General features: G+C 38.4%; 19 protein-coding genes. 15 read left to right on the forward strand and 4 right to left on the reverse strand.

Features of this window, described 5'->3' with window-relative positions; all coding sequences use genetic code 11:
- Window positions 1-149: 149 nt before the first annotated feature.
- Together ACVWYG_RS14625 and ACVWYG_RS14630 are read left to right on the forward strand one after the other, a co-directional pair.
- Window positions 150-3,809, forward strand: coding sequence for a leucine--tRNA ligase (locus ACVWYG_RS14625; RefSeq protein ID WP_457271086.1), 3,660 nt, complete (start codon window positions 150-152; stop codon window positions 3,807-3,809).
- 56 nt (window positions 3,810-3,865) lie between these two features.
- On the forward strand, window positions 3,866-4,270 hold the full coding sequence (locus ACVWYG_RS14630; RefSeq protein WP_457271002.1) for a GxxExxY protein: 405 nt from the start codon (window positions 3,866-3,868) through the stop codon (window positions 4,268-4,270).
- A gap of 310 nt (window positions 4,271-4,580) precedes the next feature.
- Here ACVWYG_RS14630 and ACVWYG_RS14635 read toward each other — a convergent pair whose 3' ends face one another.
- On the reverse strand, window positions 4,581-6,542 hold the full coding sequence (locus tag ACVWYG_RS14635) for an amino acid permease (protein ID WP_457271004.1): 1,962 nt from the start codon (window positions 6,540-6,542) through the stop codon (window positions 4,581-4,583).
- 249 nt (window positions 6,543-6,791) lie between these two features.
- Between ACVWYG_RS14635 and ACVWYG_RS14640 the strand changes: the two genes are divergently transcribed.
- The gene (locus tag ACVWYG_RS14640; RefSeq protein WP_457271006.1) at window positions 6,792-8,006 is read left to right on the forward strand and encodes an MFS transporter; all 1,215 of its coding nucleotides are present in this window, start codon (window positions 6,792-6,794) and stop codon (window positions 8,004-8,006) included.
- 388 nt (window positions 8,007-8,394) lie between these two features.
- Here ACVWYG_RS14640 and ACVWYG_RS14645 read toward each other — a convergent pair whose 3' ends face one another.
- From ACVWYG_RS14645 to yihA, 3 genes are read right to left on the reverse strand one after another with little or no spacing between them, the layout of a single operon-like run.
- Window positions 8,395-10,101 carry a M3 family oligoendopeptidase gene (locus tag ACVWYG_RS14645; protein ID WP_457271007.1) on the reverse strand — a complete coding sequence of 569 codons (1,707 nt, stop codon included), beginning with the start codon at window positions 10,099-10,101 and terminating at the stop codon, window positions 8,395-8,397.
- A 23-nt stretch (window positions 10,102-10,124) separates the two neighbouring features.
- Window positions 10,125-10,991, reverse strand: a complete 867-nt coding sequence (locus ACVWYG_RS14650) for a 4-hydroxybenzoate octaprenyltransferase (protein WP_457271009.1) — start codon at window positions 10,989-10,991, stop codon at window positions 10,125-10,127.
- Between the two features lie 43 nt (window positions 10,992-11,034).
- Entirely contained in the window at window positions 11,035-11,649 is a 615-nt protein-coding gene (gene yihA / locus ACVWYG_RS14655) for a ribosome biogenesis GTP-binding protein YihA/YsxC (protein WP_457271011.1), read from the reverse strand.
- A 134-nt stretch (window positions 11,650-11,783) separates the two neighbouring features.
- On the opposite strand from yihA, the gene ubiE reads away from it, so the two are divergent.
- The 12 genes from ubiE to ACVWYG_RS14715 all read left to right on the forward strand — a co-directional run bounded on the left by ubiE (window position 11,784) and on the right by ACVWYG_RS14715 (window position 22,604).
- Window positions 11,784-12,515, forward strand: a complete 732-nt coding sequence (ubiE, locus tag ACVWYG_RS14660) for a bifunctional demethylmenaquinone methyltransferase/2-methoxy-6-polyprenyl-1,4-benzoquinol methylase UbiE (RefSeq protein ID WP_457271012.1) — start codon at window positions 11,784-11,786, stop codon at window positions 12,513-12,515.
- Window positions 12,512-13,291 (forward strand): type IX secretion/gliding motility protein PorT/SprT, encoded by a 780-nt coding sequence (gene porT, locus ACVWYG_RS14665; RefSeq protein WP_457271013.1) that lies wholly within the window; start codon window positions 12,512-12,514, stop codon window positions 13,289-13,291. Before ubiE ends, porT begins: the two co-directional genes overlap by 4 nt.
- A gap of 69 nt (window positions 13,292-13,360) precedes the next feature.
- Complete coding sequence (locus tag ACVWYG_RS14670) at window positions 13,361-14,125, forward strand: SDR family NAD(P)-dependent oxidoreductase (protein WP_457271014.1); 765 nt, start codon at window positions 13,361-13,363, stop codon at window positions 14,123-14,125.
- A gap of 29 nt (window positions 14,126-14,154) precedes the next feature.
- Window positions 14,155-14,598, forward strand: coding sequence for a GatB/YqeY domain-containing protein (locus ACVWYG_RS14675; protein WP_457271015.1), 444 nt, complete (start codon window positions 14,155-14,157; stop codon window positions 14,596-14,598).
- A 164-nt stretch (window positions 14,599-14,762) separates the two neighbouring features.
- Window positions 14,763-15,527 carry an alpha/beta fold hydrolase gene (locus ACVWYG_RS14680; RefSeq protein ID WP_457271017.1) on the forward strand — a complete coding sequence of 255 codons (765 nt, stop codon included), beginning with the start codon at window positions 14,763-14,765 and terminating at the stop codon, window positions 15,525-15,527.
- On the forward strand, window positions 15,527-16,189 hold the full coding sequence (locus ACVWYG_RS14685; RefSeq protein WP_457271019.1) for a CBS domain-containing protein: 663 nt from the start codon (window positions 15,527-15,529) through the stop codon (window positions 16,187-16,189). Before ACVWYG_RS14680 ends, ACVWYG_RS14685 begins: the two co-directional genes overlap by 1 nt.
- 9 nt (window positions 16,190-16,198) lie before the next feature.
- On the forward strand, window positions 16,199-17,080 hold the full coding sequence (locus tag ACVWYG_RS14690; RefSeq protein ID WP_457271021.1) for an NAD kinase: 882 nt from the start codon (window positions 16,199-16,201) through the stop codon (window positions 17,078-17,080).
- A gap of 1 nt (window position 17,081) precedes the next feature.
- The gene (porG, locus tag ACVWYG_RS14695; protein WP_457271023.1) at window positions 17,082-17,885 is read left to right on the forward strand and encodes a type IX secretion system protein PorG; all 804 of its coding nucleotides are present in this window, start codon (window positions 17,082-17,084) and stop codon (window positions 17,883-17,885) included.
- 21 nt (window positions 17,886-17,906) lie between these two features.
- Window positions 17,907-18,647: an isoprenyl transferase gene (locus ACVWYG_RS14700; RefSeq protein WP_457271025.1), complete on the forward strand. Its 741-nt coding sequence runs from the start codon at window positions 17,907-17,909 to the stop codon at window positions 18,645-18,647.
- A 154-nt stretch (window positions 18,648-18,801) separates the two neighbouring features.
- Complete coding sequence (gene bamA / locus ACVWYG_RS14705) at window positions 18,802-21,357, forward strand: outer membrane protein assembly factor BamA (protein ID WP_457271026.1); 2,556 nt, start codon at window positions 18,802-18,804, stop codon at window positions 21,355-21,357.
- Between the two features lie 91 nt (window positions 21,358-21,448).
- Entirely contained in the window at window positions 21,449-21,976 is a 528-nt protein-coding gene (locus ACVWYG_RS14710) for an OmpH family outer membrane protein (protein ID WP_457271027.1), read from the forward strand.
- Between the two features lie 55 nt (window positions 21,977-22,031).
- The gene (locus tag ACVWYG_RS14715; protein WP_457271028.1) at window positions 22,032-22,604 is read left to right on the forward strand and encodes an OmpH family outer membrane protein; all 573 of its coding nucleotides are present in this window, start codon (window positions 22,032-22,034) and stop codon (window positions 22,602-22,604) included.
- Window positions 22,605-22,666 lie beyond the last annotated feature (62 nt).

Here is a 22,666-nt window from a genome sequence, read left to right on the forward strand (position 1 = left end):
ATTATTCTTCAGTCCAATATACATTTCACCGTTAAATGTGAAACGTAAATTTTCGGTTCTCAACTTTCTAAGCTCCTTAAAATCATCCTCCGTTTCCTAAATTGCCTTAATTTTGCGTAATTTTGCCGTTCAAAAAATTAACCGGTGCAATGGATTATCAATTTAAAGAAATAGAACAGAAATGGCAACAATTTTGGGCTGAAAACGAGACTTTTAAAGTAGAAAATTCCTCAGACAAGCCAAAATATTATGTGCTAGATATGTTTCCATATCCATCTGGAGCTGGTTTGCATGTTGGTCATCCGCTTGGCTATATCGCTTCAGATATTTTTGCCCGTTACAAAAGGTTAAAAGGTTTTAACGTTCTTCATCCAATGGGCTATGATTCTTTTGGTCTTCCAGCAGAACAATACGCCATACAAACTGGTCAACATCCGGCAATTACCACAGAGACAAATATTTCAACATACCGCAGGCAACTGGATCAAATAGGATTTTCTTTCGATTGGAGCAGAGAAGTGCGCACCAGTGATTCCTCTTATTACAAGTGGACACAATGGATTTTTATGCAGCTTTTTAATTCTTGGTACAACGTAGAAAATGATAGGGCAGAAGACATCAGCGCACTAATAGCGAAATTTAATAACGCAGGTACAGCAGATGTAAAAGCCGTTTGCGACGATGATATAAAAACATTTTTGCCAAGCGACTGGGCAACTTTTACGGAGAAAGAAAAGCAAACAGAACTTTTAAAATATCGCTTAACCTATCTAAGAGAAAGTACGGTAAACTGGTGCGCCGCATTGGGGACGGTGTTGGCAAATGACGAAGTAAAGGATGGCTTTTCCGAAAGAGGAGGACATCCGGTTGAGCAAAAGAAAATGATGCAGTGGAGTATGCGAATTACTGCATATGCGGATAGATTGTTGCAAGGTTTAAACACCATCGATTGGCCCGAACCAGTTAAAGAAATGCAGCGCAACTGGATCGGAAAAAGTATTGGGGCATTAGTTAAGTTCCCCCTTGCCCCCAAAGGGGGGGATAATGCGTCGAAACAACCGGGCTACATGACTGGAGGCAATGATTCGCATTTGCTATTGCCTCATGCTGTCGAGATGAGAAATAATCCGACCAATGCAGAAAGTATTTTGTGGCAAAGATTAAAGTCCAAAGCGCTAGGCTTTAAATTTAGACAACAGCATTTAATCGATGATTACATTTTTGATTTTGTTTGTTTATCAAAAAAATTAGTTGTTGAAGTTGACGGGAAAATTCATGATACACAAATTGAAGCAGACGAAGCAAGGACAAAAATTTTAAATGAAAGTGGATTTAGTGTAATTCGTTTTACCAACGAGGAGGTTTTAAACAACGTTGAAAAAGTCTTACAGACTCTAAGGGAAACCCTGCATGCCATTCCCCCTTCGGGGGCTAGGGGGATAGAAGTTTTCACCACCCGAGTAGATACTATTTTTGGCGTTACCTACTTGGTGCTTGCGCCAGAGCATGAATGGGTGGCAGATTTGACTACTCCAGAGCAGAAAGAAACCGTACAGAAATACATTATAGATACTAAAAAGAAATCCGAACTGGACCGCATGGCGGATACAAAAACTGTCTCGGGTGCTTTTACCGGCAGTTATGCAATCAATCCAGTAAACGAAGAACTTGTTCCCATCTGGATTGCCGATTATGTATTGGCGGGATACGGAACAGGTGCGGTTATGGGGGTACCAAGCGGCGATCAACGCGATTGGTTGTTTTCGAAACATTTCGATTTGCCTATTCCACAGATTTTAGACGGACAGATTGGTTTAGATATCCAAGCAAACCCAACTAAAGAAGGAAAATACATCAATTCAGGGTTTATAGATGGAATGACTTACGCAGAAGCAATTCCCTTTTTAAACACTTGGTTAGAAGAAAATAACGCAGGTAAGGCAAAGATAAACTACCGCCAAAGAGACGCAGTTTTCGGCCGACAAAGATACTGGGGTGAGCCAATTCCTATCTACTTTAAAGACGGTTTACCTTATTTAATTAAGGAGGAAGAACTTCCATTGGTGCTTCCGGAGATAGACAAATATTTGCCTACAGAAACTGGCGAACCACCTTTGGCAAGAGCAGAAGATTGGAATTATAACGCCCCACCCCAACCCTCCCCGGAGGAGAGGGTGTTGGAAGACGCCTACCGCGCAAAAGCAGATCCGGCGTATTATGGCGACTTAAAAGAACACGCGAAACAAAATCGTTCAGAACCAACCGAGGCCGAGAATATCTTGTGGCAACTTTTAAGAGGTGACAAAACTGGGGTCAAGTTTAGGAGACAGCATCCTGTAGACAGGTATATAGTGGATTTTATTTCTCTTAGGAAAGGTTTAGTTGTGGAGGTTGATGGGAAATATCATGATTCAATAATTGAAGAAGATAAACAGCGAACAGAAGTGTTGTCGCTCTATAATTATGAAGTTATTCGATTTAAAAACGAAGAAGTTATAGGAAATCCTGAAGGTGTAGTTGCACAAATCGAGCAAAAACTCGACTCAATGAAAGACTTAAAAATCATGCAGATTGAGGAAATAGTTGCAAGGGATAAAGTCCTCCCTAAAGGGGAGGATTTAGGTGGGGCTTACGAACTAAGTACCATGCCAGGTTGGGCCGGAAGTAGTTGGTATTGGTACCGATATATGGACGCAAATAATAATGGCGCTTTCGCTGATAAGAAGGCAATAGATTATTGGCAAGATGTGGATTTGTACATCGGTGGTATGGAGCACGCTACCGGGCATTTACTTTACAGTCGTTTTTGGAACAAGTTTTTGAAAGATTTGGGTTATGTAAATCAAGAAGAGCCTTTTAAAAAGTTGATCAACCAGGGGATGATTCAGGGAAGAAGTAACTTTGTGTATCGCATCTCAGATGAAGATGGAAGGCCTACGAATACCTTTGTTTCTGCCGGATTGAGGAAAGAATATAAATCTTCTGCCCTGCATATTGATGTAAACATTGTGGATAACGAGATCCTCGATTTAGTTAAATTTAAGTCTTCTAGAGAAGAATATGCAGATGCTGAGTTTATTTTAGAGAACGGCAAATATATCTGTGGTGTTGAAGTAGAAAAAATGTCTAAGTCAAAGTTCAACGTGGTTAATCCCGATGATTTGATTGAACGTTATGGCGCAGATACTTTGCGGATGTACGAAATGTTTTTAGGTCCGTTGGAGCAAAGCAAACCTTGGAATACCAATGGTATCGAAGGCGTATTTAAATTCTTGCGTAAGTTTTGGCGGTTATTCCACAACAACGAGACTTGGGATTTCAGCGTTTCAGATGTCGAGCCTACTAAAGCAGAATTAAAAGCGCTACATAAAATAATCAAAAAAGTTCAAGAAGACATAGAACGTTTTTCGTTTAATACTTCGGTATCGAGCTTTATGATTGCGGTAAACGAGTTGACGGATTTAAAGTGCAACAAGCGAAGTATTTTGCGAGACATGGTTATTACCTTATCACCTTATGCACCTCATATTTGCGAAGAACTTTGGGTACTATTAGGCAATGAGGCCGGAGAACTATCTTTCGTAGATTATCCAACTTTTAATCCTGCTCATCTTTTAGAGGATGAATTTGCATATCCCGTTTCGATCAACGGCAAGATGAAAATGAATCTTCCTTTGGCATTGACATTGACTCAAGCTGAAGCGGAAGAAGCGCTTTTGGCAAATGAACAGTTCAATAAATATTTGGATGGCAAGGCTATCAAAAAAATCATCTTTGTAAAAGGAAAGATTATGAACGTGGTGGTTTAGGTAATGTCTTGAACTATGATTTTAAATGATGATATGAGGACTATGATGATGGTGTTATGACGGAGTACTTTGTCAACAGGGATTATCTTGATAGCGAACTTACAGGTAAAATTATCGGGTGCGCTATGGAGGTGCACAAGCATTTAGGCAACGGTTTCCAAGAAGTAGTTTATCAAAGAGCATTATCGATAGAACTTTCTCTACAACGAATTTCGCATGAGAGAGAGAAGGAGATGCCATTAAAGTACAAAGGACATGACATCGGCACACGAAGAGTTGACTTCTTTGTTTCCGAAAAGATAATGGTGGAGATTAAAGCGGTAATAAGACTAGAAGATGTACATCTTGCACAAGCGATAAACTATTTAGAAGCTTACCACATGGAAATTGGATTATTAATAAATTTTGGATCCCCTTCTTTGCAATTTAAGAGAGTAATGAAGCCAAGGAAGTCAGCGTAAGCCTGGAATTTCTGTTGATTAAAATCATAGCCTTCAAAAAATCAATACGAATCATAGTTCAGACGAGTCGGGGTCTTGATAGTAATTCGGTCGTGCCGGTTGCACTTTAGTTCTAGCTCCATAGGAGCGACCGATGTAATAAAGTCGGGATTTATCCCCATGGAAAAAAGACTCTACGTCTAGAGTTAAAACCCTAGGATAGTAAATCGGTCGTGCCGATGGCACTTTTTAGAAGCTTCATAGGAGCGTTAGATGTAATAAGGCCGGGATTTATCCAGATGAAAAGCCCGAACCAATATCTCAATGGAACTTAAGAAACAATCAGTTGATTTTCTTTACGCAGTTTGCTATGCTTAAACCCGTACATAAAGTAAATAACGAGCCCGATTATTAGCCAAACGCCAAAGCCAATCCAGTTAGAAATACCCAATTCGCACATCATATAAAGGCAGCTTAATAATCCCAATACTGGAATGAGACTTAAGTTTTTTGTAAAACAATAATAACACATAACTACGCAGATAAATAAAAATATCCACATGGGTATTTTGTGTTTAAACAAACCCCACCCACTTTCATAGCGCTTTTCAACCGGTAGAGAAGAAGCAGCTATAAATTGTTCGTATCGTGTTGGAGGCAAACTACTTAAGTAAGATTCTGCATCGACAGACCTGTCTAATCTTATTTTTGGATCGGCACTGTTTACAATTTCTTCTTTCAATACTTTTAATTCTCCGTTATTCAGTGACGTAACCAAACTGATTGTTTCGATTGTTTTTGGGCTGTTGGATAAAAAAGCTTCGGTTTGTTTACCGTATTTAACAAAACCGAAGACGATTGAGGCTATAAACACCACCGGAATGATAAACTTACTATTTAGGTAAGGAATTCTAAATTTACCACGTTTAACATCTGGCTTGTTTTGCAACACCAAAACACCTGCGCAAACCAGTACAAAAGCGAAAAGCGTACCAATAGAACAAAGATCTGTAACGATGGTAAGGTTCATAAAGAGTGAAGGAACAGCAACTACAAATCCCACTACGATGGTAGCGAAAGATGGCGTTTTATATTTTGGATGAATTTTAGAAAATCGCTTAGGCAACAAGCCATCTCGACTCATGCTCATCCAAATGCGAGGCTGTCCCATTTGGAAAACGAGTAAGACGCTCGCCATGGCAAAAACAGCACTCACTGCAATAATGCCGCTCATTAGTTTTAAATTTATTTGGTCGAATACAAAAGCAAGTGGATCGCCAACGGCCAAGGTATCAGATTTAACGATTCCAGTTAACACCAACGCAATCGCCACATATAAAACGGTACAAATAATAATGGCCCACATCATCCCCCTTGGCAAATCTCGTTGTGGATTTTTGCACTCTTCGGCCGTAGTAGATATGGCGTCAAAACCGATGTAAGCAAAGAATACCGCCGAGACACCTTTTAATACGCCAGAAACGCCATTAGGCGCAAAAGGATTCCAGTTCTTTGTGTCTATATAAAATACCCCAACCGAAAGCACTAATAATATAACAGCTAATTTTACCACAACCATGGCATTGCTTGCATTTCTACTTTCTTTCATACCTCTGTAAACCAACCAGGTAATTAAAATAATAATTCCCAAAGCAGGTAAGTCAGCGACCAAATGGAATCCGCCAATGGTAGGGGCTGCCAACCAAGCGCTATTTGCCAATGAAGTTGCCGGATCAAGAGCGGTTAAGCTTTTCCCTGCATTTATCAAAGCTTGCGCATGCTGATGGCCATTTGAAGCAGATAAATAATCCATTGTCATGTAGCTGGGAATATTTATGCCGTCTATCCCGAGCGCCGGTATTCGAATGGAGGAGAGCAGTCCGGTAAAATAATCCGACCACGAAATGGCTACCGTAATGTTCCCAATGGCATATTCCATAATCAGCGACCAGCCGATAATCCAAGCCACCAATTCGCCAAAGGCTACATAGGAATAGGTGTAAGCGCTGCCAGACACTGGTACCATAGATGCAAATTCTGCATAGGCAAATGCTGCAAAGCTGCAAGCTAGGGACGTGAAGATAAATAGAAATATTACTGCAGGGCCGCCGTCTGCACTGGCTTTACCTATGGTGCTAAAAATCCCTGCTCCAATAATCGCAGCAATCCCAAAAGCCGTTAAATCTCTAACGCCGAGTGTTTTTTTTAGGGAATTTTCATGATCGCCGTATCCATTGGCCGCATCTTCTAATATTTTGTCAATAGATTTCTTTCTGAAAAGATTGTCGAACATCGATATTTTGGTTCTTGTGTTATTCAAACATAAAAAATTATCACGTAAAAACAGATATTGTGACAACTATTTTGCGCTCAACTGTTAGAATGCAGCTAAATGTCTTTGTTATTTTTCACTAAGTTCAGCCAATCCTTTGTAAATTGTCATTAATAAAAATAAGAGATGTTGTGTTGACCTAAATTGGTACTTTTGCAGCCCATTTAGCCCTTCTAGGGTTTTTTAGAAGATTATTTACAAGGGGAAATCATGCAAAGAAGTGCAATAGAAACGAAAGACAAAAAGATATCAATAGCAACGTTGGTTTCCTTTGGCTTGATACCGCTTTCAGGTTTTGCGACAGATATTTACATTCCGTCTCTGCCAACTATGGCCGGACAACTGCGGGTAAGTGATGTAGATATACAGCTTACATTGAGTATTTTTTTGATTAGCTATGGCGTCTCCCAGCTTTTTATTGGAAGTGTTTTGGATAGTTTTGGACGTTATAAAATTGGTTTATGGTGTCTAGTTGCTTTTGCATTGGCAAGTTTTCTTATCGCAAATACGCATAATATATATTTCATTTACTTCCTACGTGCAGTGCATGGCGTTACAGCCGGCGCAATCGTTGTATCTAAACGAGCTTACTTTGTAGATAAATTTGAAGGCGAGAAGTTAAAGCATTACCTGAGTTTATTTACCATCATTTGGTCTACCGGACCAATTGTTGCGCCATTTGTTGGTGGTTATTTACAAACTGTATTTGGTTGGGAATCTAACTTTTATTTTCTTGGGGCTTTTGCTACGGTTTTTGTATTATTGGAGGTTATTTTTGGAGGGGAAACACTCGTTCACTTCATGGCATTTAAATTTAAAAGCATAGCTCGAATTTATTTAGGCATGATAAAAACAACAAGCTTTAGTTTAGGTATTATAATGCTTGGTTTGGCTTATTGCATGGTTATGGTTTATAATATGACCGGTCCTTTTATTATTGAACACCAATTAAATTTAACACCTGTAGTGGCGGGATACAGCTCACTCATTTTAGGTTTTGCTTGGATGGTCGGCGGGTTTATTGGTAAGGCAACCATTAATAAACCTTTTTTTAGACGCATGGCCGCAAACATTGCCATGCAACTTGGATTTGTGATCCTAATGATTGTAAGCGTATATTTTATCAGTAATTTGTATTCGATGATTGCTTTTGCTTTTGTCATTCATATCTGTGCAGGGTTTACGTTTAATAATTATTTTACCTTTTGCTTGGCGAAATTCCCTAAGAATGGTGGGATTTCTGGTGGCTTAACCGGTGGCGTAACCTACGTGATTGTTTCTTTCTTGAGCTACGGAATTGTAAGCATAGTGCCCGCTAAAGACGAAGCCAATCTAAGTTACAGCTACCTAATCATGATTGTTTTATCGATAGTGGTGATGTATATGATTTTAAAGTTCAAGAGGAAAGAAAAGGTTCTGTACTAACTGGGCTCAAATATAATGTCGTTCTAGAACTTTCAACTGTACTAACTTTGGGGTGCCGTTCAGTATCTGGCTGTTCAGTGATTGCGTTAAGTTTTTTGAGTAAAGGAAAAACTTATCCGGCTCTGCGGTAGGCTCTTACCAAGCCACGCAATATACCCACCACAAAGTCGGTCAGCAGAAATTAGAATGCAATTTCTAGCTTTCGATTTTTAATCCGAATGTAATTCGTTGTTTTATATTATTCCATCATGCGAGCGCTCCCGATTGCAGCGATATACTTTTCCCCTGCTTTTCAGCAGGGGAAAAGATTTAGCGGAAAGCGGGTAAAAGCGCCCAAAAATGTAAAGCACTAACACAAGTTAACGTTTGATGAATCACCCCTAAACCTCTAATCTAATTTAGCCAATTCTTCTTTTATAAAATCTGCCAATTCTTTTACGTATTCGGCGCTAAAATCAAACTTTATACCTGCGGTTTCATAAATTTCATTGATCGGTTTGGTGTATCCCAAAGATAGCGCAGCTAAATATTGCTCCAAAGCTTTTTTAGGATTTTCTTTATAGTTTTTCCAAACTGCAATGGCTCCTAATTGTGCAATGGCGTATTCTATATAATAGAACGGTACTTCAAATAAGTGAAGTTGTTTCTGCCAAACATTTCCAAACTGTTGATCAAAACCACTCCAATCTACAAAACCAGCACCGAATCGCTCGTAAATTTGCTTGAAAGTTTGTTCTCTATTATCGGCGTTGTGTTCCGGATTGGTATAAATCCAATGCTGAAATTGATCGATTACAGCAACCCAAGGTAATGTTTTTAAAACATCTGCCAACTGCTCCTTTTTGGCGCGCTTTAATTCCGCAGCATCGGTAAAATAGACATCCCAAAAATCCATAGAAATGAGTTCCATGCTCATAGAAGCAAGTTCTGCCACTTCTGATGGACAATGTTTAAAGTCATTTAACTCTAAATCTGCAGTTAAGAAAGTATGGACCGCATGGCCACCTTCGTGTACCATAGTTGTTAAATCTCGTAACGAATTCGCCGAATTCATGAAAATAAATGGAGCTCCAGTTTCTGCCAACGGGTAATTATAACCGCCCGGGGCCTTTCCTTTTCTGCTTTCTACATCGAATAAATTGTTTGCCTTCATTGCTTCTAATTTTTCGCCCAGTTTTGGATCGATTGCGTTGAAACATGCAATGCTTTTATCAATAAGTTCAGCGCCATTATTAAATGGTTTTAATGCCAGTTTTCCGCTCGCGCTTACATCCATATCCCAAGGACGTAATTCGTCTAAACCTAAAGCAATCTGGCGTTTTTCTGCCTGTTCTCTCAAAATCGGCACAATTTCTTGCTCTATTGCATTTGCAAAATCATAGCAATCGTGCGCAGTATAATCAAATCGTCCCAAGGCTTGAAACATGTAATCTCTATAGTTTTCGAAATTAGCGTTCAACGCAACTTGATTCCTCAATGTAACCAATTCATCGAAAAGGACATTCAATGCGGCTTTATCAACAAGTCGGCGATTTTGAATTATTTCCCACGCGTTCTTTCTAACATTGCGGTCTATATCTTTTATAAAAATAGAAGCTTGCTCCAGGGTATATTCTTGATCGTTTATCTCTACCGACATGGCGCCCGTAATGGCTTGATATTTTTGCTGCTTTACCTGCAACTCGGTAAAAAGCGAAATATTTTCTGCTCTATAAAGTTGTAGTGCGGTCGTGATGCCTCGTTTATAGACAAAATATTTTTGCTCCTCTAATTCATCCACATAAGGACTTGCAACAAATTTTTCATTTAGTTCATTTCCTAACGGTGATATTTTAGGCTCAATTTCAGTCGCGAAATATTGAAAATCCTTAACCAGTTGTTCATCTGCGGTGTCGCAACTCATTTTTATATAACGCCACGCAAAATCTTCTTCTAACGCAGCTTCTATTTCTGAACGATCTCTAAGCCATTTTTCCAATTCCTTAACATTGCCAATTTCTCTAACTTTTAATTCGTTTAAAATAGGTTCTAAGCTTTCCCATCTGATGTTTAAATTTTCGGGAATATAGTTTCGTTGTTTTTTTGCGATTTGCATAGATAAAAATGATTTAAGGAAAATTAACTAAAGTTTTTTAGAAGTGCATCGATTAGAAAACAGGCTGCAAAAATGACAGAAGCCATGCCATTTGTGGTGGCGAAGGCACGGTTAACTTTGCTTATGTCGTTAGGCTTTACCAATAAATGTTGATAGACCAATGCGCTACAAAAAAACGCAACTCCTATATAATACACCCAACTAAAGGCATTTGGCAATAAAAATATGGGTAAAATTACACATGCTGCAGAAATAAAATGAAGCATTATGGAAACATTTAAAGCATTTTTTATCCCAAGCGCAGAAGGAATAGAAAAAAGCTTTTCTTCCCTATCAAAACCCTCATCTTGCAGCGCATAGATAATATCGAATCCACTTACCCAGAACAATACTGCCAAGGAATATAAAACAGGTACGAGGCCAAAGTGACCAGTTACAGCAATGTAAGCGCCGATTGGTGCAAGCGATAAACCAAGTCCTAAAACAAAATGACAAAGTGAGGTAAACCTTTTTGTATAACTGTAAAATAAAACGACGAAAAGGGCAATAGGAGAGAGGAAAAAACATAGTTTGTTTATAAAAAACGTTGCTATAATAAATAGCACGCAATTAACAATTACAAATATGAGGGCCTGCTTTGCAGAAACCTTGCCGGCCGGAATGTCTCGCATTTGCGTTCTTGGGTTTTTTGCGTCAATATTTCTGTCTAAATATCTGTTAAAAGCCATGGCAGAATTTCTGGCAAAAACCATGCAAAGTAGAACAAGAATTAATTTTTGCCACAAAAACGGACTTTCTGTAGTGGTTACTCCTAAAAAAAACCCGATCATTGCGAAGGGCAACGCAAATATAGAATGTGCAAAAAGCACCAACGAAAAATATTTTTTCATAGAGGTTTTATACTTAGATTAGGTTCGTCCGATCTAGCTTTGATTAATCAATAACAGGCATTGCAAAATCTTTATTCACTTCATGGATGAAATTTAATACTTCCTCTTTACCAGTGCCTTTTTCTGCAGAAGTTACAATAGTAGTTGGTATTTCCTCAAACCAGTCGCTCAGCTTCTTTTTAAAGGCAGCCACGTGTTTTCCCGTGGTGCCACCGCCTTGTTTATCCGCTTTTGTAAATAGAAGTGTAAAGGGAATTTGTTTGTCGCCCAGCCAATAGCAAAATTCCAAATCGATTTGCTGAGGCTCCAATCGGCTGTCTATCAATACGAAAATGCACTGTAAGCTTTCTCTTTTTGTGAGGTAGGCTCTAATAAATTTCTCCCATTTCTCTCTACTGGTTTTAGATGCTTTTGCATAACCATAACCAGGTAAATCTACAATATACCACTCTTCATTTATTAAAAAATGGTTGATAAGCTGCGTTTTTCCGGGCCGCTGAGAGGTTTTTGCCAATCCATGCTGGTTAACCAACATATTTATTAACGAAGATTTCCCCACATTAGATCTTCCTATAAAAGCATATTCTGGTTTATTAGGAAGCGGCAAAGCCGATACTTGTGTGTTGCTGCAAACAAAACTTGCCTTTTTGATAATCATCTTGCAAAGGTAGAAATTTGTTTCTAGTGTATTGCCGATCAAGTGCTACCGAAGTTTAGCAATAATGTAAATTTTGCCGCTTATTTGCTGTGCGTTCCGACTCCCCGAGTTTTTCTTTATCTTTGGCACTAAACATGAAACAGCAAATCACCCCATATCAATTAAACGATACAACCAAAAAAGATCAGGTTGCCACCATGTTTAACAACATTTCTGGTACTTATGATTTTTTAAACCATTTTCTTTCACTTGGGATAGATATTTTATGGCGCAAAAAGGCCATCAAAGAATTGGTTTCCATACAACCACGCGTAATGTTGGATGTAGCGACGGGAACAGGCGATTTCGCGTTCGAGGCAATCAAGAAACTTAATCCAGAAAAAGTGGTCGGTGTGGATATTTCTGAAGGCATGTTGAATGTTGCTAGAGAAAAGATTTCACAACGAAACCTCCAAACTGTTTTTTCGGTTCAGCTAGGAGATTCCGAAGGGCTACAATTTGAAGACAATACCTTCGATGCCATCACGGTTGCCTTTGGAGTGCGAAATTTCGAAAATTTAGATAAGGGACTTGCCGACATGTACAGGGTGTTGAAGCCTGATGGAAAAATCGTAATTTTGGAGTTTTCAAAACCTAAAGCATTTCCGGTAAAGCAGGCTTATCAATTTTATTTTAAGCAGGTTACGCCATTTTTTGGGAAAGTTTTTTCTAAAGATAAACGTGCTTACGAATACCTGCCAGAATCTGTCGCCGCCTTTCCAGATGGCAATGAATTTCTGAATATGCTTAAAGAAGTTGGCTTTAAAGCAACTAAGCAGCAAGAGCTTACCTTTGGCATAAGTTCTATTTACGTTGGTATAAAATGAGGAAAAAATTTGTTTTTCTCACCATGGCTATCTGCGTGCTTCAGCTTTCTGCCAACGCGCAAAATTGGTCAAGTGCCGCTGACGATGAAGACTGGAGTTTCGGGTATATTTTTCAGTATGTGTCTGCCGAATATAAGATTTTAAAAAACCCCAATTGGCGAGAACCCTTTTATGATTATAAAGAAAATATACTTGGCGAACAAATAACGCCTCGGTTAACAGCGATTTCTAGTACGCCAAAGCCAGGTTTTGGGCTTGGGTTTTTAATATCTCGACGAATTACTGAAAATTTCCAAATACGTACAACTCCGTCTATGGTGCTTTCTGATCGGATTATGAGGTATGATTATGAGGCAACTGATCCAGATACCCTCGCAGATGGACAAATAAGACAGTTCGATTCGTCCATTGAAAAAAAAATTCAGGCTACCTTGTTTGAACTCCCATTGTCGTTTAAATTTCAGTCTAATAAGGTGAACAATGTGAGGGCTTATTTTCTTGGTGGAGCAAAGATGTCTTTTGATCTGGCGTCAAAAAAGAAAACTTTCGATGAGGGGGAATCCGAAATTAATAAGTTTTTGAAGGTGAGAAGAAGTTCGTTTTCTTACGAAGCTGCACTTGGATTAGATTTTTATTTCGAATACATAAAAGTGTCTCCAGAGATTAAGCTTTCTTATACCCCAAATGATGTTTTGCAGCACGATAACACTGCGTTTGCGACACCAATAAGTAAATTAAACCAGCGGCAACTTACTTTTAGTTTGATTTTTCAATAAACTAATAAACTATAGAAATCAAAAACGAATCTTAACTGTTGTGTTGTCATAACTTTAAAGGATAAAGAAATGGATAAAATAGCATTAATTACTGGCGCAACCTCTGGCATAGGTGAGGCATGTGCTCATATTTTCGCCCAACATGGCTATAACCTCGTTTTATTAGCTAGGCGTAAAGAGCAATTGGAAAAAATTTCTGGCCATTTGGCAGATAAATACGATGTACAGATTCTCTCGATCGTTGCGGACGTGAGAGAAGAAAGCAAGCTGAGGGCTGAATTAGAAAGTATTCCGGAAGACTGGAAAAACGTAGACGTGCTAATAAACAACGCCGGTTTAAGCAGAGGATTAGATCCCATTAACGCCGGTAAAATAGCAGATTGGGACACGATGATAGATACCAACGTAAAGGGGCTTTTGTACGTTACAAGAATTGTTTCTAACTGGATGATCAAAAGTAAAAGTGGTCATATCATCAATATTGGATCCATCGCTGGTCAGGAAGTTTATCCAAACGGTAACGTATATTGCGCCACTAAACATGCAGTAGATGCGCTGAGCAAAGCGATGAGAATAGATTTATTGCCACATGGAATTAAAGTCTCAGCAATAAATCCTGGTATGGTAGAAACAGAGTTTTCGCTCATTAGGTTTGATGGAGATGCAGATAGGGCCAAAAAAGTGTATGATGGATTAGAACCCCTTATTGCAGATGACATCGCTGATGCAATTTGGTACATAGTAAGCAGACCGAAACATGTAAATATTAACGATATGCTTATTATGCCAACCGCGCAAGCTACCGCTACACTAATTCAGCGAAGCAGCACATAAACACGAAATAAAAATAGGACAATATTATTATGATTTTAACAACAATAGATCAAGAAATTAAAGCCGCAATGTTGGCAAAAGACAATGCAGCGTTACGTGGTTTAAGGGCAATTAAAGCCGCATTTTTGGTGGCAAAAACAGAAAAAGATGCTGTTAATCTCGATGAAGAAGGCGAATTAAAAATTCTTCAAAAGCTTATTAAACAAAGGAAAGAATCGGCGGACATTTATAAAGCTCAAAACAGAGATGATCTATATCAAGTGGAGGTGGAAGAAATGGAAGTTATTAGTCGGTTTTTACCGAAACAGATGTCTAAAGAAGAAGTTCAATTTGTTGTAGATGAAGTGATTAAGAACATCGGCGCAACAAATATGAAAGATATGGGTAAAGTAATGGGTTTAGCCAATAAGCAATTGGTTGGTAAGGCTGATGGAAAACTCATCTCAGAAATTATAAAGCAAAGATTGGCCTAAGATTGTTTTAGTGTAATTATCTTAAAATCGCTTTAGTGCGAAGCCTAGAAAAAGCCTCCTTTTCGCTGTTTTTGTTTTCATCTTTTTAAAAGAAAAAACGGGTTTAGATGCAATAATTTAGATTTACTCTACTACCTTAGTAGCAAATACTATTAACATACCCTATGAAATACCAGATTATTGAAGAGGACGGATTTAAATATGTGGAGGTGGGCAAGGGAGAGACATTGGTATTGCTACATGGACTTATGGGCGAGTTGAGTAATTGGGAAAACGTTATAGATCACTTTAAAGATAATTATCGTGTTCTTGTACCAATTTTGCCCATTTATGAATTGCCTGTATTAACATTAGGCGTTAAAGCATTATCCAGATATGTGCATAGGTTTCTAAAATTTAAGAACCTCAGTCAGGTGGTTTTAATTGGCAATTCACTCGGAGGTCATGTTGGACTTGTTTTTACCACTTCGCACCAAGAATTTGTAAAAGCATTGGTATTAACCGGCAGTTCTGGTCTGTATGAAAATGCTTTCGGTGGCTCTTTTCCTCGCAGAGAAAGTTATGATTACATCCAGACAAAGGTAGAGCTTACCTTTTATGATCCAAAGATTGCTACCAAAGAACTGGTAGACGAAATCTTTGCTACAGTGAACGATAGATCGAAAGTGATTAGAATATTAACCCTTGCAAAGTCAGCTATAAGGCATAATATGGCGAAAGAACTTTCAAAAATTACCATTCCTACTTCATTAATTTGGGGGAGAAATGACACAGTTACACCGCCAGAAGTTGCTGAAGAATTTTATGCACTATTGCCAAATTCAGAATTAAATTGGGTTGATAAATGCGGTCACGTACCGATGATGGAACATCCCGCTATTTTTAATGCATATTTAGATAAATTTTTAAATAGGATCTTACTTAAATAATGTTTGCTGAAGAACTCATATCAAATCACATACCTTCATTAGTCCCTGAGCAAACTGTTCAGGTTGCATTGGATAGGCTAAACGAATTTAAACTCAAACATATTGCAGTCGTAAATTCTGGAGTTTTTTTAGGGTTATTAATGGAAGAAGATTTGTTAGAAGTTGCAGATCATTCCACAAGAGTAATAGATATACCCTCTACCTTGATTAACGCTTTTGTATTGAGTTCCGCTCATACATATGATGTGATTAGGTTGATGAGCCAAATGAACCTTACAGCCGTTCCTGTACTCGACCAACAAAAAAAATATTTAGGCATAATTTCTATAAATGATGTTATAGATGCCGTTGGAGAACAGTTTGCTGTAACCGAAGCCGGAGGGATTATTGTGTTAGAAATTGGAAATCGCGATAATTCTTTGGCACACATTGCCCAAATTGTCGAAGCCGATAATGCACAAGTTCTATCTTCTTCTGTAAATGCTTTTGCAGATACTACGCGTTTAGAATTAACGCTTAAAATTAATAAAACAGACATTACCGGACTTGTCGCTTCTTTTGAAAGGTATAATTATCATGTTAAGGAAGTGTACAACAACATCAAAATAGATGATGGAAGTCAAGAGAGATTCGACTCTTTTATGAACTATTTAAATGTTTAAGGCCATTTTATGAGGATAGCAATTTACGGAAGGAACTTCAACGACACAGTATTACCCTATGTTCAAGAAATTTTTGACCAGTTGGAAGGTTTCAAAATCTATCCTGTCATTTATTCCAAGTTCAAGCTTTTTTTGCAGGACAAGGTTAAACTTCCAAAAAATACAACCATTTTTCACAACAATAAAGAGTTAAAGGCGCAAGCAGATATATTGCTTACCCTTGGCGGCGACGGAACGTTGCTAGATACGCTTACGCTTATTAAGGATTCTGGTATACCTGTAATAGGTATAAATTTTGGACGTTTAGGCTTTTTGGCAAGTGTTAGTAAAAATGAAATTAAAACCGCACTTAGCGAGTTGATAAAAGGAGAATTTACCCTAGAAAGTAGATCATTGTTGGCGCTTGAGTCTGATAACGGGCTGTTTGGTGGAGAGAATTTCGCCCTAAACGATGTAACCATTCATAGGAGAGATACTTCGGCAATGATGATTATACACGCAAGTATGAATGGAGAATTTATAAATTCTTATTGGGCAGACGGTCTGATTATAGCCACACCCACCGGTTCTACCGCTTACTCTCTAAGTTGTGGGGGGCCTATCATCTACCCCGGCTCAGAAAATTTCGTCGTTACACCCATTGCGCCACACAATTTGAACGTTAGGCCTGTGGTATTGCCAGATGCCAATACCCTTTCTTTTGAAGTTGAAGCAAGGGAATCTAAGTTTTTGGTGTCTTGCGACAGCAGAACTGTCACCGTAGAAAGGTCTGTGAAAATTACCTTAAAGCGCGCTTCTTTCGGGTTAAACCTAATTCGTTTAAATCATGAGACTTATTTAAAAACGCTGAGGAACAAATTGTTGTGGGGCATAGATACCCGAAATTACTAATATGGCAAAACTGAAAGCGACATTTGTATTGGTAGCGGTTTTTTTGCTCTCCAATTTTGTTTACGCGCAGCCACGTTACAGTAATTGGGAGCTAGGATTGGCGGCAGGTGGCGCCGGCTATATAGGCGACTTGAACCAAAATAATCCGTTGTTGTTAAGCGGCGTTTCTGCAGGCCTTTATGTAAAGAGAAATTTTTCAGAATATTTAGGAGCACGTCTTAACTATACTTTCGGGCAAATTAATGGGAATGATGCGAATTCTAACAACGCGCAATTTAGAAATAGAAATCTGGCATTTACGACAAATATGAATGAGTTAAGCGCCATCGCCGATTTTAATTTTATTGGATTTGGCTTAAATGGCGACGACCGTAGAATAACGCCTTACGTATTTGCAGGTGCCGGTATAGTTTTGTTTGATCCAGCCGTAAAATACGATGGAACTCGCTATAAATTAGCTAAGTTGAAAACTGAGGGACAGGAGAAACCTTATGCCAGAAAAACGCTAACCATTCCCTATGGTTTGGGATTGAGATATCAGCGGGACGGTGGGTTTAGCATTTTTTCTGAGATTGGTTATCGAACAGCAAATACAGACTATCTAGACGATGTAAGCGGTTTATACAGCGAAAATCCTGCACTTGTAAAAAAAGGTGAAGAATTTATAAATTTTTCAGATCCCTCTTTCAACAAATCTGGGGTGCCTGGTACCCAGCGTGGCGACTTAAGGAAAAGAGATACGTACCTATTTGTTAGTGTTGGCATATCTATTACCTTTGTTTCCGCAAAATGCTATTCTTTTTAAGTGGTTTTTGTATTTCGAAAAATGGGATTTAAAGAAAAAATAAACTTAGGTAGGTTACCAAAACACATTGCTATCATAATGGATGGCAATGGTAGATGGGCAAAAAATCAGGGAAAAATGCGCATTTTCGGTCATGAGCAAGGAGTTTTGTCTGTGAAAGATATTGTAGAAGGCTGCGTGGAAGTTGGAATTGAATATTTAACGCTTTATGCATTTTCTACAGAAAACTGGCATCGACCTAAAGAAGAGGTCGACGCATTGATGCAAATCCTTATATCGACCATAAACAAGGAAACAGAAACGTTAAATAAAAATGAGGTGAAGTTAAATGCCATTGGCAATATAGAATCGCTCCCTCAAGAATGTATCGACGACTTAAACGAAGCCATGGGAAAAACGGCCCATAATAAAAAATGCACGCTTACCTTGGCATTAAGTTATAGTGCAAAATGGGAGATTTTAGCGGCAACCAAGAAAATTGCTCAAGCTGTAAAAGAAAATTTAATAGAGATTGATCAAATTACTGAGGACTTTTTCGCTTCCAAACTTACTACGGTTAATATTCCAGATCCAGAGTTAATGATCCGTACAAGTGGCGAGCACAGAATTAGCAATTATCTCCTGTGGCAAATGGCCTATACAGAGTTTTATTTTACCGATGTTTTGTGGCCGGATTTTAGACGCAAAAATCTTTTTGAGGCCATCGTCGATTATCAAAAGCGCGAGCGCCGGTTCGGAAAAATTAGCGAACAACTAAACTAATTTTTCTTTTAACACTTTTTAACAAGCCTTTAAACTAACTTAGCGCCATGTTTATAGCATGAAACTATAAAATTGATGTGTGCCAAAAGAATGGCAAAACCATCCTTAAGAAAACATTGCTATCTTCGTGCCTTTTACCGAACAACGTATTTTAATGAAAAGAATATTTCAGGTTTTTATCCTTTTAATTTTTGCCCTGCCAGCGTTTTCTCAAATTCGTCCATCAGGCCAAACTCCTGCCACGCCCACACTAAAAGTAGGTAACCTTAACTTAGATTATTTTAACCCAAAAGAGTTTATTATTGGCGGCACCAAAATTACCGGCACCAAGTATCTTGATAAAGATGTATTAGTTACTTTATCAAAATTGAACAAGGGAGATAAGGTGGTTTTACCCGGAGAAGCGACTTCAGATGCCATTAAGACACTTTGGGCACAAGGATTGTTTGATGACGTGAAAATAAATGTAGAAAAGATTGAAGGTGACTCTGTTTTTTTTGAAATAGCCGTAGTTGAGCTTCCTCGTTTAAGTTCGATAGACCTTAAAGGTGTAGGTAAATCTACCAAAACAGCATTGCAAGAAAAGCTTAATGATAAGCCCGGCAAAATTGTAAATGATAACTTGTACAATACGACGTCTGGGATTATTAAAAAATACCTATTGGATAAAGGTTTTTATTTTACTGAGATCAAATATAGTACACGTAAAGATCCAAATGCAGAAAATAGTGTTGTGTTAGAAGTTAACGTCGATAAAGGACATCGCGTTAAGGTACAGCACATAGATTTTACTGGCAATAAGGATTTTTCGGCAGCTAAGCTTAGGAAATTCTTAAAAAGTCCAAAACAATTTGAATGGTGGAGGTTTTGGGGCTCTGGAAAATTCGATAAGCAAAAGTATGAAGAAAATAAGGTGAAAATGGTAGGCAAAATGCATGAGAAAGGTTATTATGATGCAGTATTGCGTAGCGACAGTATTTATAAATATAACGATAAGAAAGTAAATATTTTGATGAATGTTTACGAAGGAAATAAATATTACTTTGGGAAGATTACTTGGGCGGGAAATGCCATTTATCCAGATAGTATCTTAAATAAGGTATTAACGATCGAAAAAGGGGATATTTTTAGCGAAGAGCGTCTAAGTAAGAAGCTTAATGGTGGCGGCGAAAACGGTGGAGACATCAATAGCTTATATACGGATAATGGTTACCTCACATTTGCAATAGATCCTGTTAAAACGAGGATTTACCAAGATACTGTTGATGTAGAATTACGCATAGCTGAAGGCCCGCAATATACCAATAATAGGATTGGTGTAACTGGAAATACCATAACAAATGATAAAGTGGTATTGCGAGAGGTACGAACTAAACCTGGTCAAAAATTTAATAAATCTGACTTAATTCGGACGATTAGAGAAATTGGACAACTCGGTAATTTCAACGAGCAGAAGACCAATCCTAAAGTAGATCCAAACACTGCGGACGGTACCGTTGACATTACCTACGAGGTAGAGGAGAAACCGTCAGATCAAATAGAGCTTTCTGGAGGTTTTGGCGGTGGGCGTATCATTGGTACGCTAGGTTTAACTTTTAATAATTTCTCCCTAAAAAATCTGTTTAATGGAAGTGCTTATAAGCCATTGCCAAAAGGCGATGGGCAAAAATTGAGCTTAAGGGGGCAAACTAATGGAAAGTACTACCAATCTTATAGCTTCTCTTTTTCGCAACCTTGGTTTGGGGGGAAGAAACCGGTTAGTTTTGGAGTAAGTGCTTTTACGTCTTCTCAAAACGTACCCTATAATTATTTAACTGGCGTAAGTAGTTCGTTAGATCAAAAAATTCGCTTAAACGGTGTTACGGTAAGTTTGGGTAGACGATTAAATTGGCCAGATAATTATTTCCAACTTAGCCATGCGTTAAGTTTTCAACAGTATATCTTACAGAATTATAATGGATTCTTATTTAGCACGGGAACTTCATACAACATCAATCTAACGCAAGAAATCAGTAGAGATTCGAGAGATTCTCCTATATTTCCAAAGTCTGGCTCGTTTTTGCGTTTTACCATCCAAGCAACGCCACCATATTCTTTGTTTAATCATACCAACTATGCCACAGCTTCTGATAAAGAACGCTATCGTTTTACAGAATACCATAAATGGAAATTCGACTCTCAATATTTTCAGCGCGTTGCAGGGAATTTAGTAGTCAAGGCTCAAGCTCAATTCGGATTTCTCGGTCAGTATAACTCTGCGGTAGGGCAGTCGCCGTTTGAGCGCTTTAAGTTGGGTGGTGATGGAATGCAGGGTTTTGATTTCCTTCAAGGATCTGAGATTATTGGAATGCGTGGCTATACGAACAATTCTGTGATCCCAGTAGGATCAAATCCAAATATTGCTCAAAACTCTGGTAGCCCGCTTTTTGCAAAATACATTCTAGAAGCTAGATATCCTGTAATCACAAGCCAACAAGCAACGGCCTTCGTATTGGCTTTCGCAGAAGGAGGTAACACGTGGAATAACTTTGGCGACTTTAATCCGTTTAACGTTCGCCGTTCAGCGGGAATCGGGGCTAGAATATTCCTACCCATATTTGGCTTGCTCGGTATAGATTATGGATATGGTTTTGATAAGATACCCGGTATAGCTGATGCCAACAAAGGGCAGTTTCAATTTAGCATAGCGCAACAATTAGGTGGACTTTAGAACTTTGTAGACCTTTGGCATAACTTATGTACTAGAACTAGATAGCTTTGCTAAGCATTTAAATTGTTTTGCACACTTAATATACACTCAAATGAAGAAATATCTTTTTATAGCCTTTCTGCTCTTTAGCTCAGCAGGGGCTTTTGCTCAAAAATTTGCTTACGTTGATACAGAATATATCTTAAAGCAAATACCAGAATACACCGCAGCGCTAAACACTCTAGATGTTGCCTCTAAGCAGTGGCAACAACAGGTTGATCAAAACTTTACAGACATTGATAAAATGTATAAGTCTTACCAAGCCGATAAGGTTTTACTAACTGACGATATGCGGAAACGACGCGAGAATGAAATAATCGAGAAAGAGAAACAAGCAAAAGAATTTCAGAGAGAGAAATTTGGTGCAAGTGGAGAATTGTTTCAGAAACGTGTAGAGTTGCTAAAACCTATTCAAGAAAGGGTATCGGATGCAGTGAAACAGGTTGCAAAAGCTAAATTTTTAGATTTCATCTTCGATAAAAGTAGCGAATCTACGATGATGATTTATGCAAGTACCGGATACGACCTAAGCAAAGAAGTAATTGTTAAATTAGGATACAAACCTGGTACAAATAATTAGTATATTCGCCCCTTAAATTTTTAAAAGAAAACAACACAACAAAAGAATAATAGAAATGAGAAAATTAATTAACGTATTGTTTGTAGCTGCAGGATTAATGCTAACAACTAATATTGCAAGTGCACAACAAAAACTTGGTCATCTTAACTCTGAGGAAGTTTTTTCTAACCTTCCGGAGGCTAAAACGGCCCAAACTACCTTAGAAACTTTAGGCAAGGCAAAGCAAGCAGAAATTGATGGAATGGTTAAAGAGTACCAAACTAAGCTTTCTACCGCACAGGCATTAGAAAAAACATTAAGTGAGGCTAATAAGGAAGCAGTTGGCAAACAATTACAAACTGCTGGCGTAGAATTACAAGATCTACAAAAGAGGGTTGAAGATGCCCGTACAAAGGCATCTCAAGAGGTTAGTACCAAACAAGGAGAACTTTTCCAGCCTATCCAGGCTAAAGTTGCGACTGCAATTTCTGCTGTTGCTAAGGAAAAAGGTTTGGCTTACGTATTCGACATCGCAAATGGTCAAGGTGGAAACAATTTAGTTTATTGGGAAGGTGGAGACGACATTACCGCTGCGGTTAAGACTAAGTTAGGGATTTCTGCAACGGCTAAGGCTGCGCCTAAGAAATAGAGCAAATTTAAGCTCAGTTAACAAAAACAGACCTAATGAAGATTAGGTCTGTTTTTTTTTAA

This window comes from Pedobacter sp. UYEF25, from assembly GCF_054061655.1.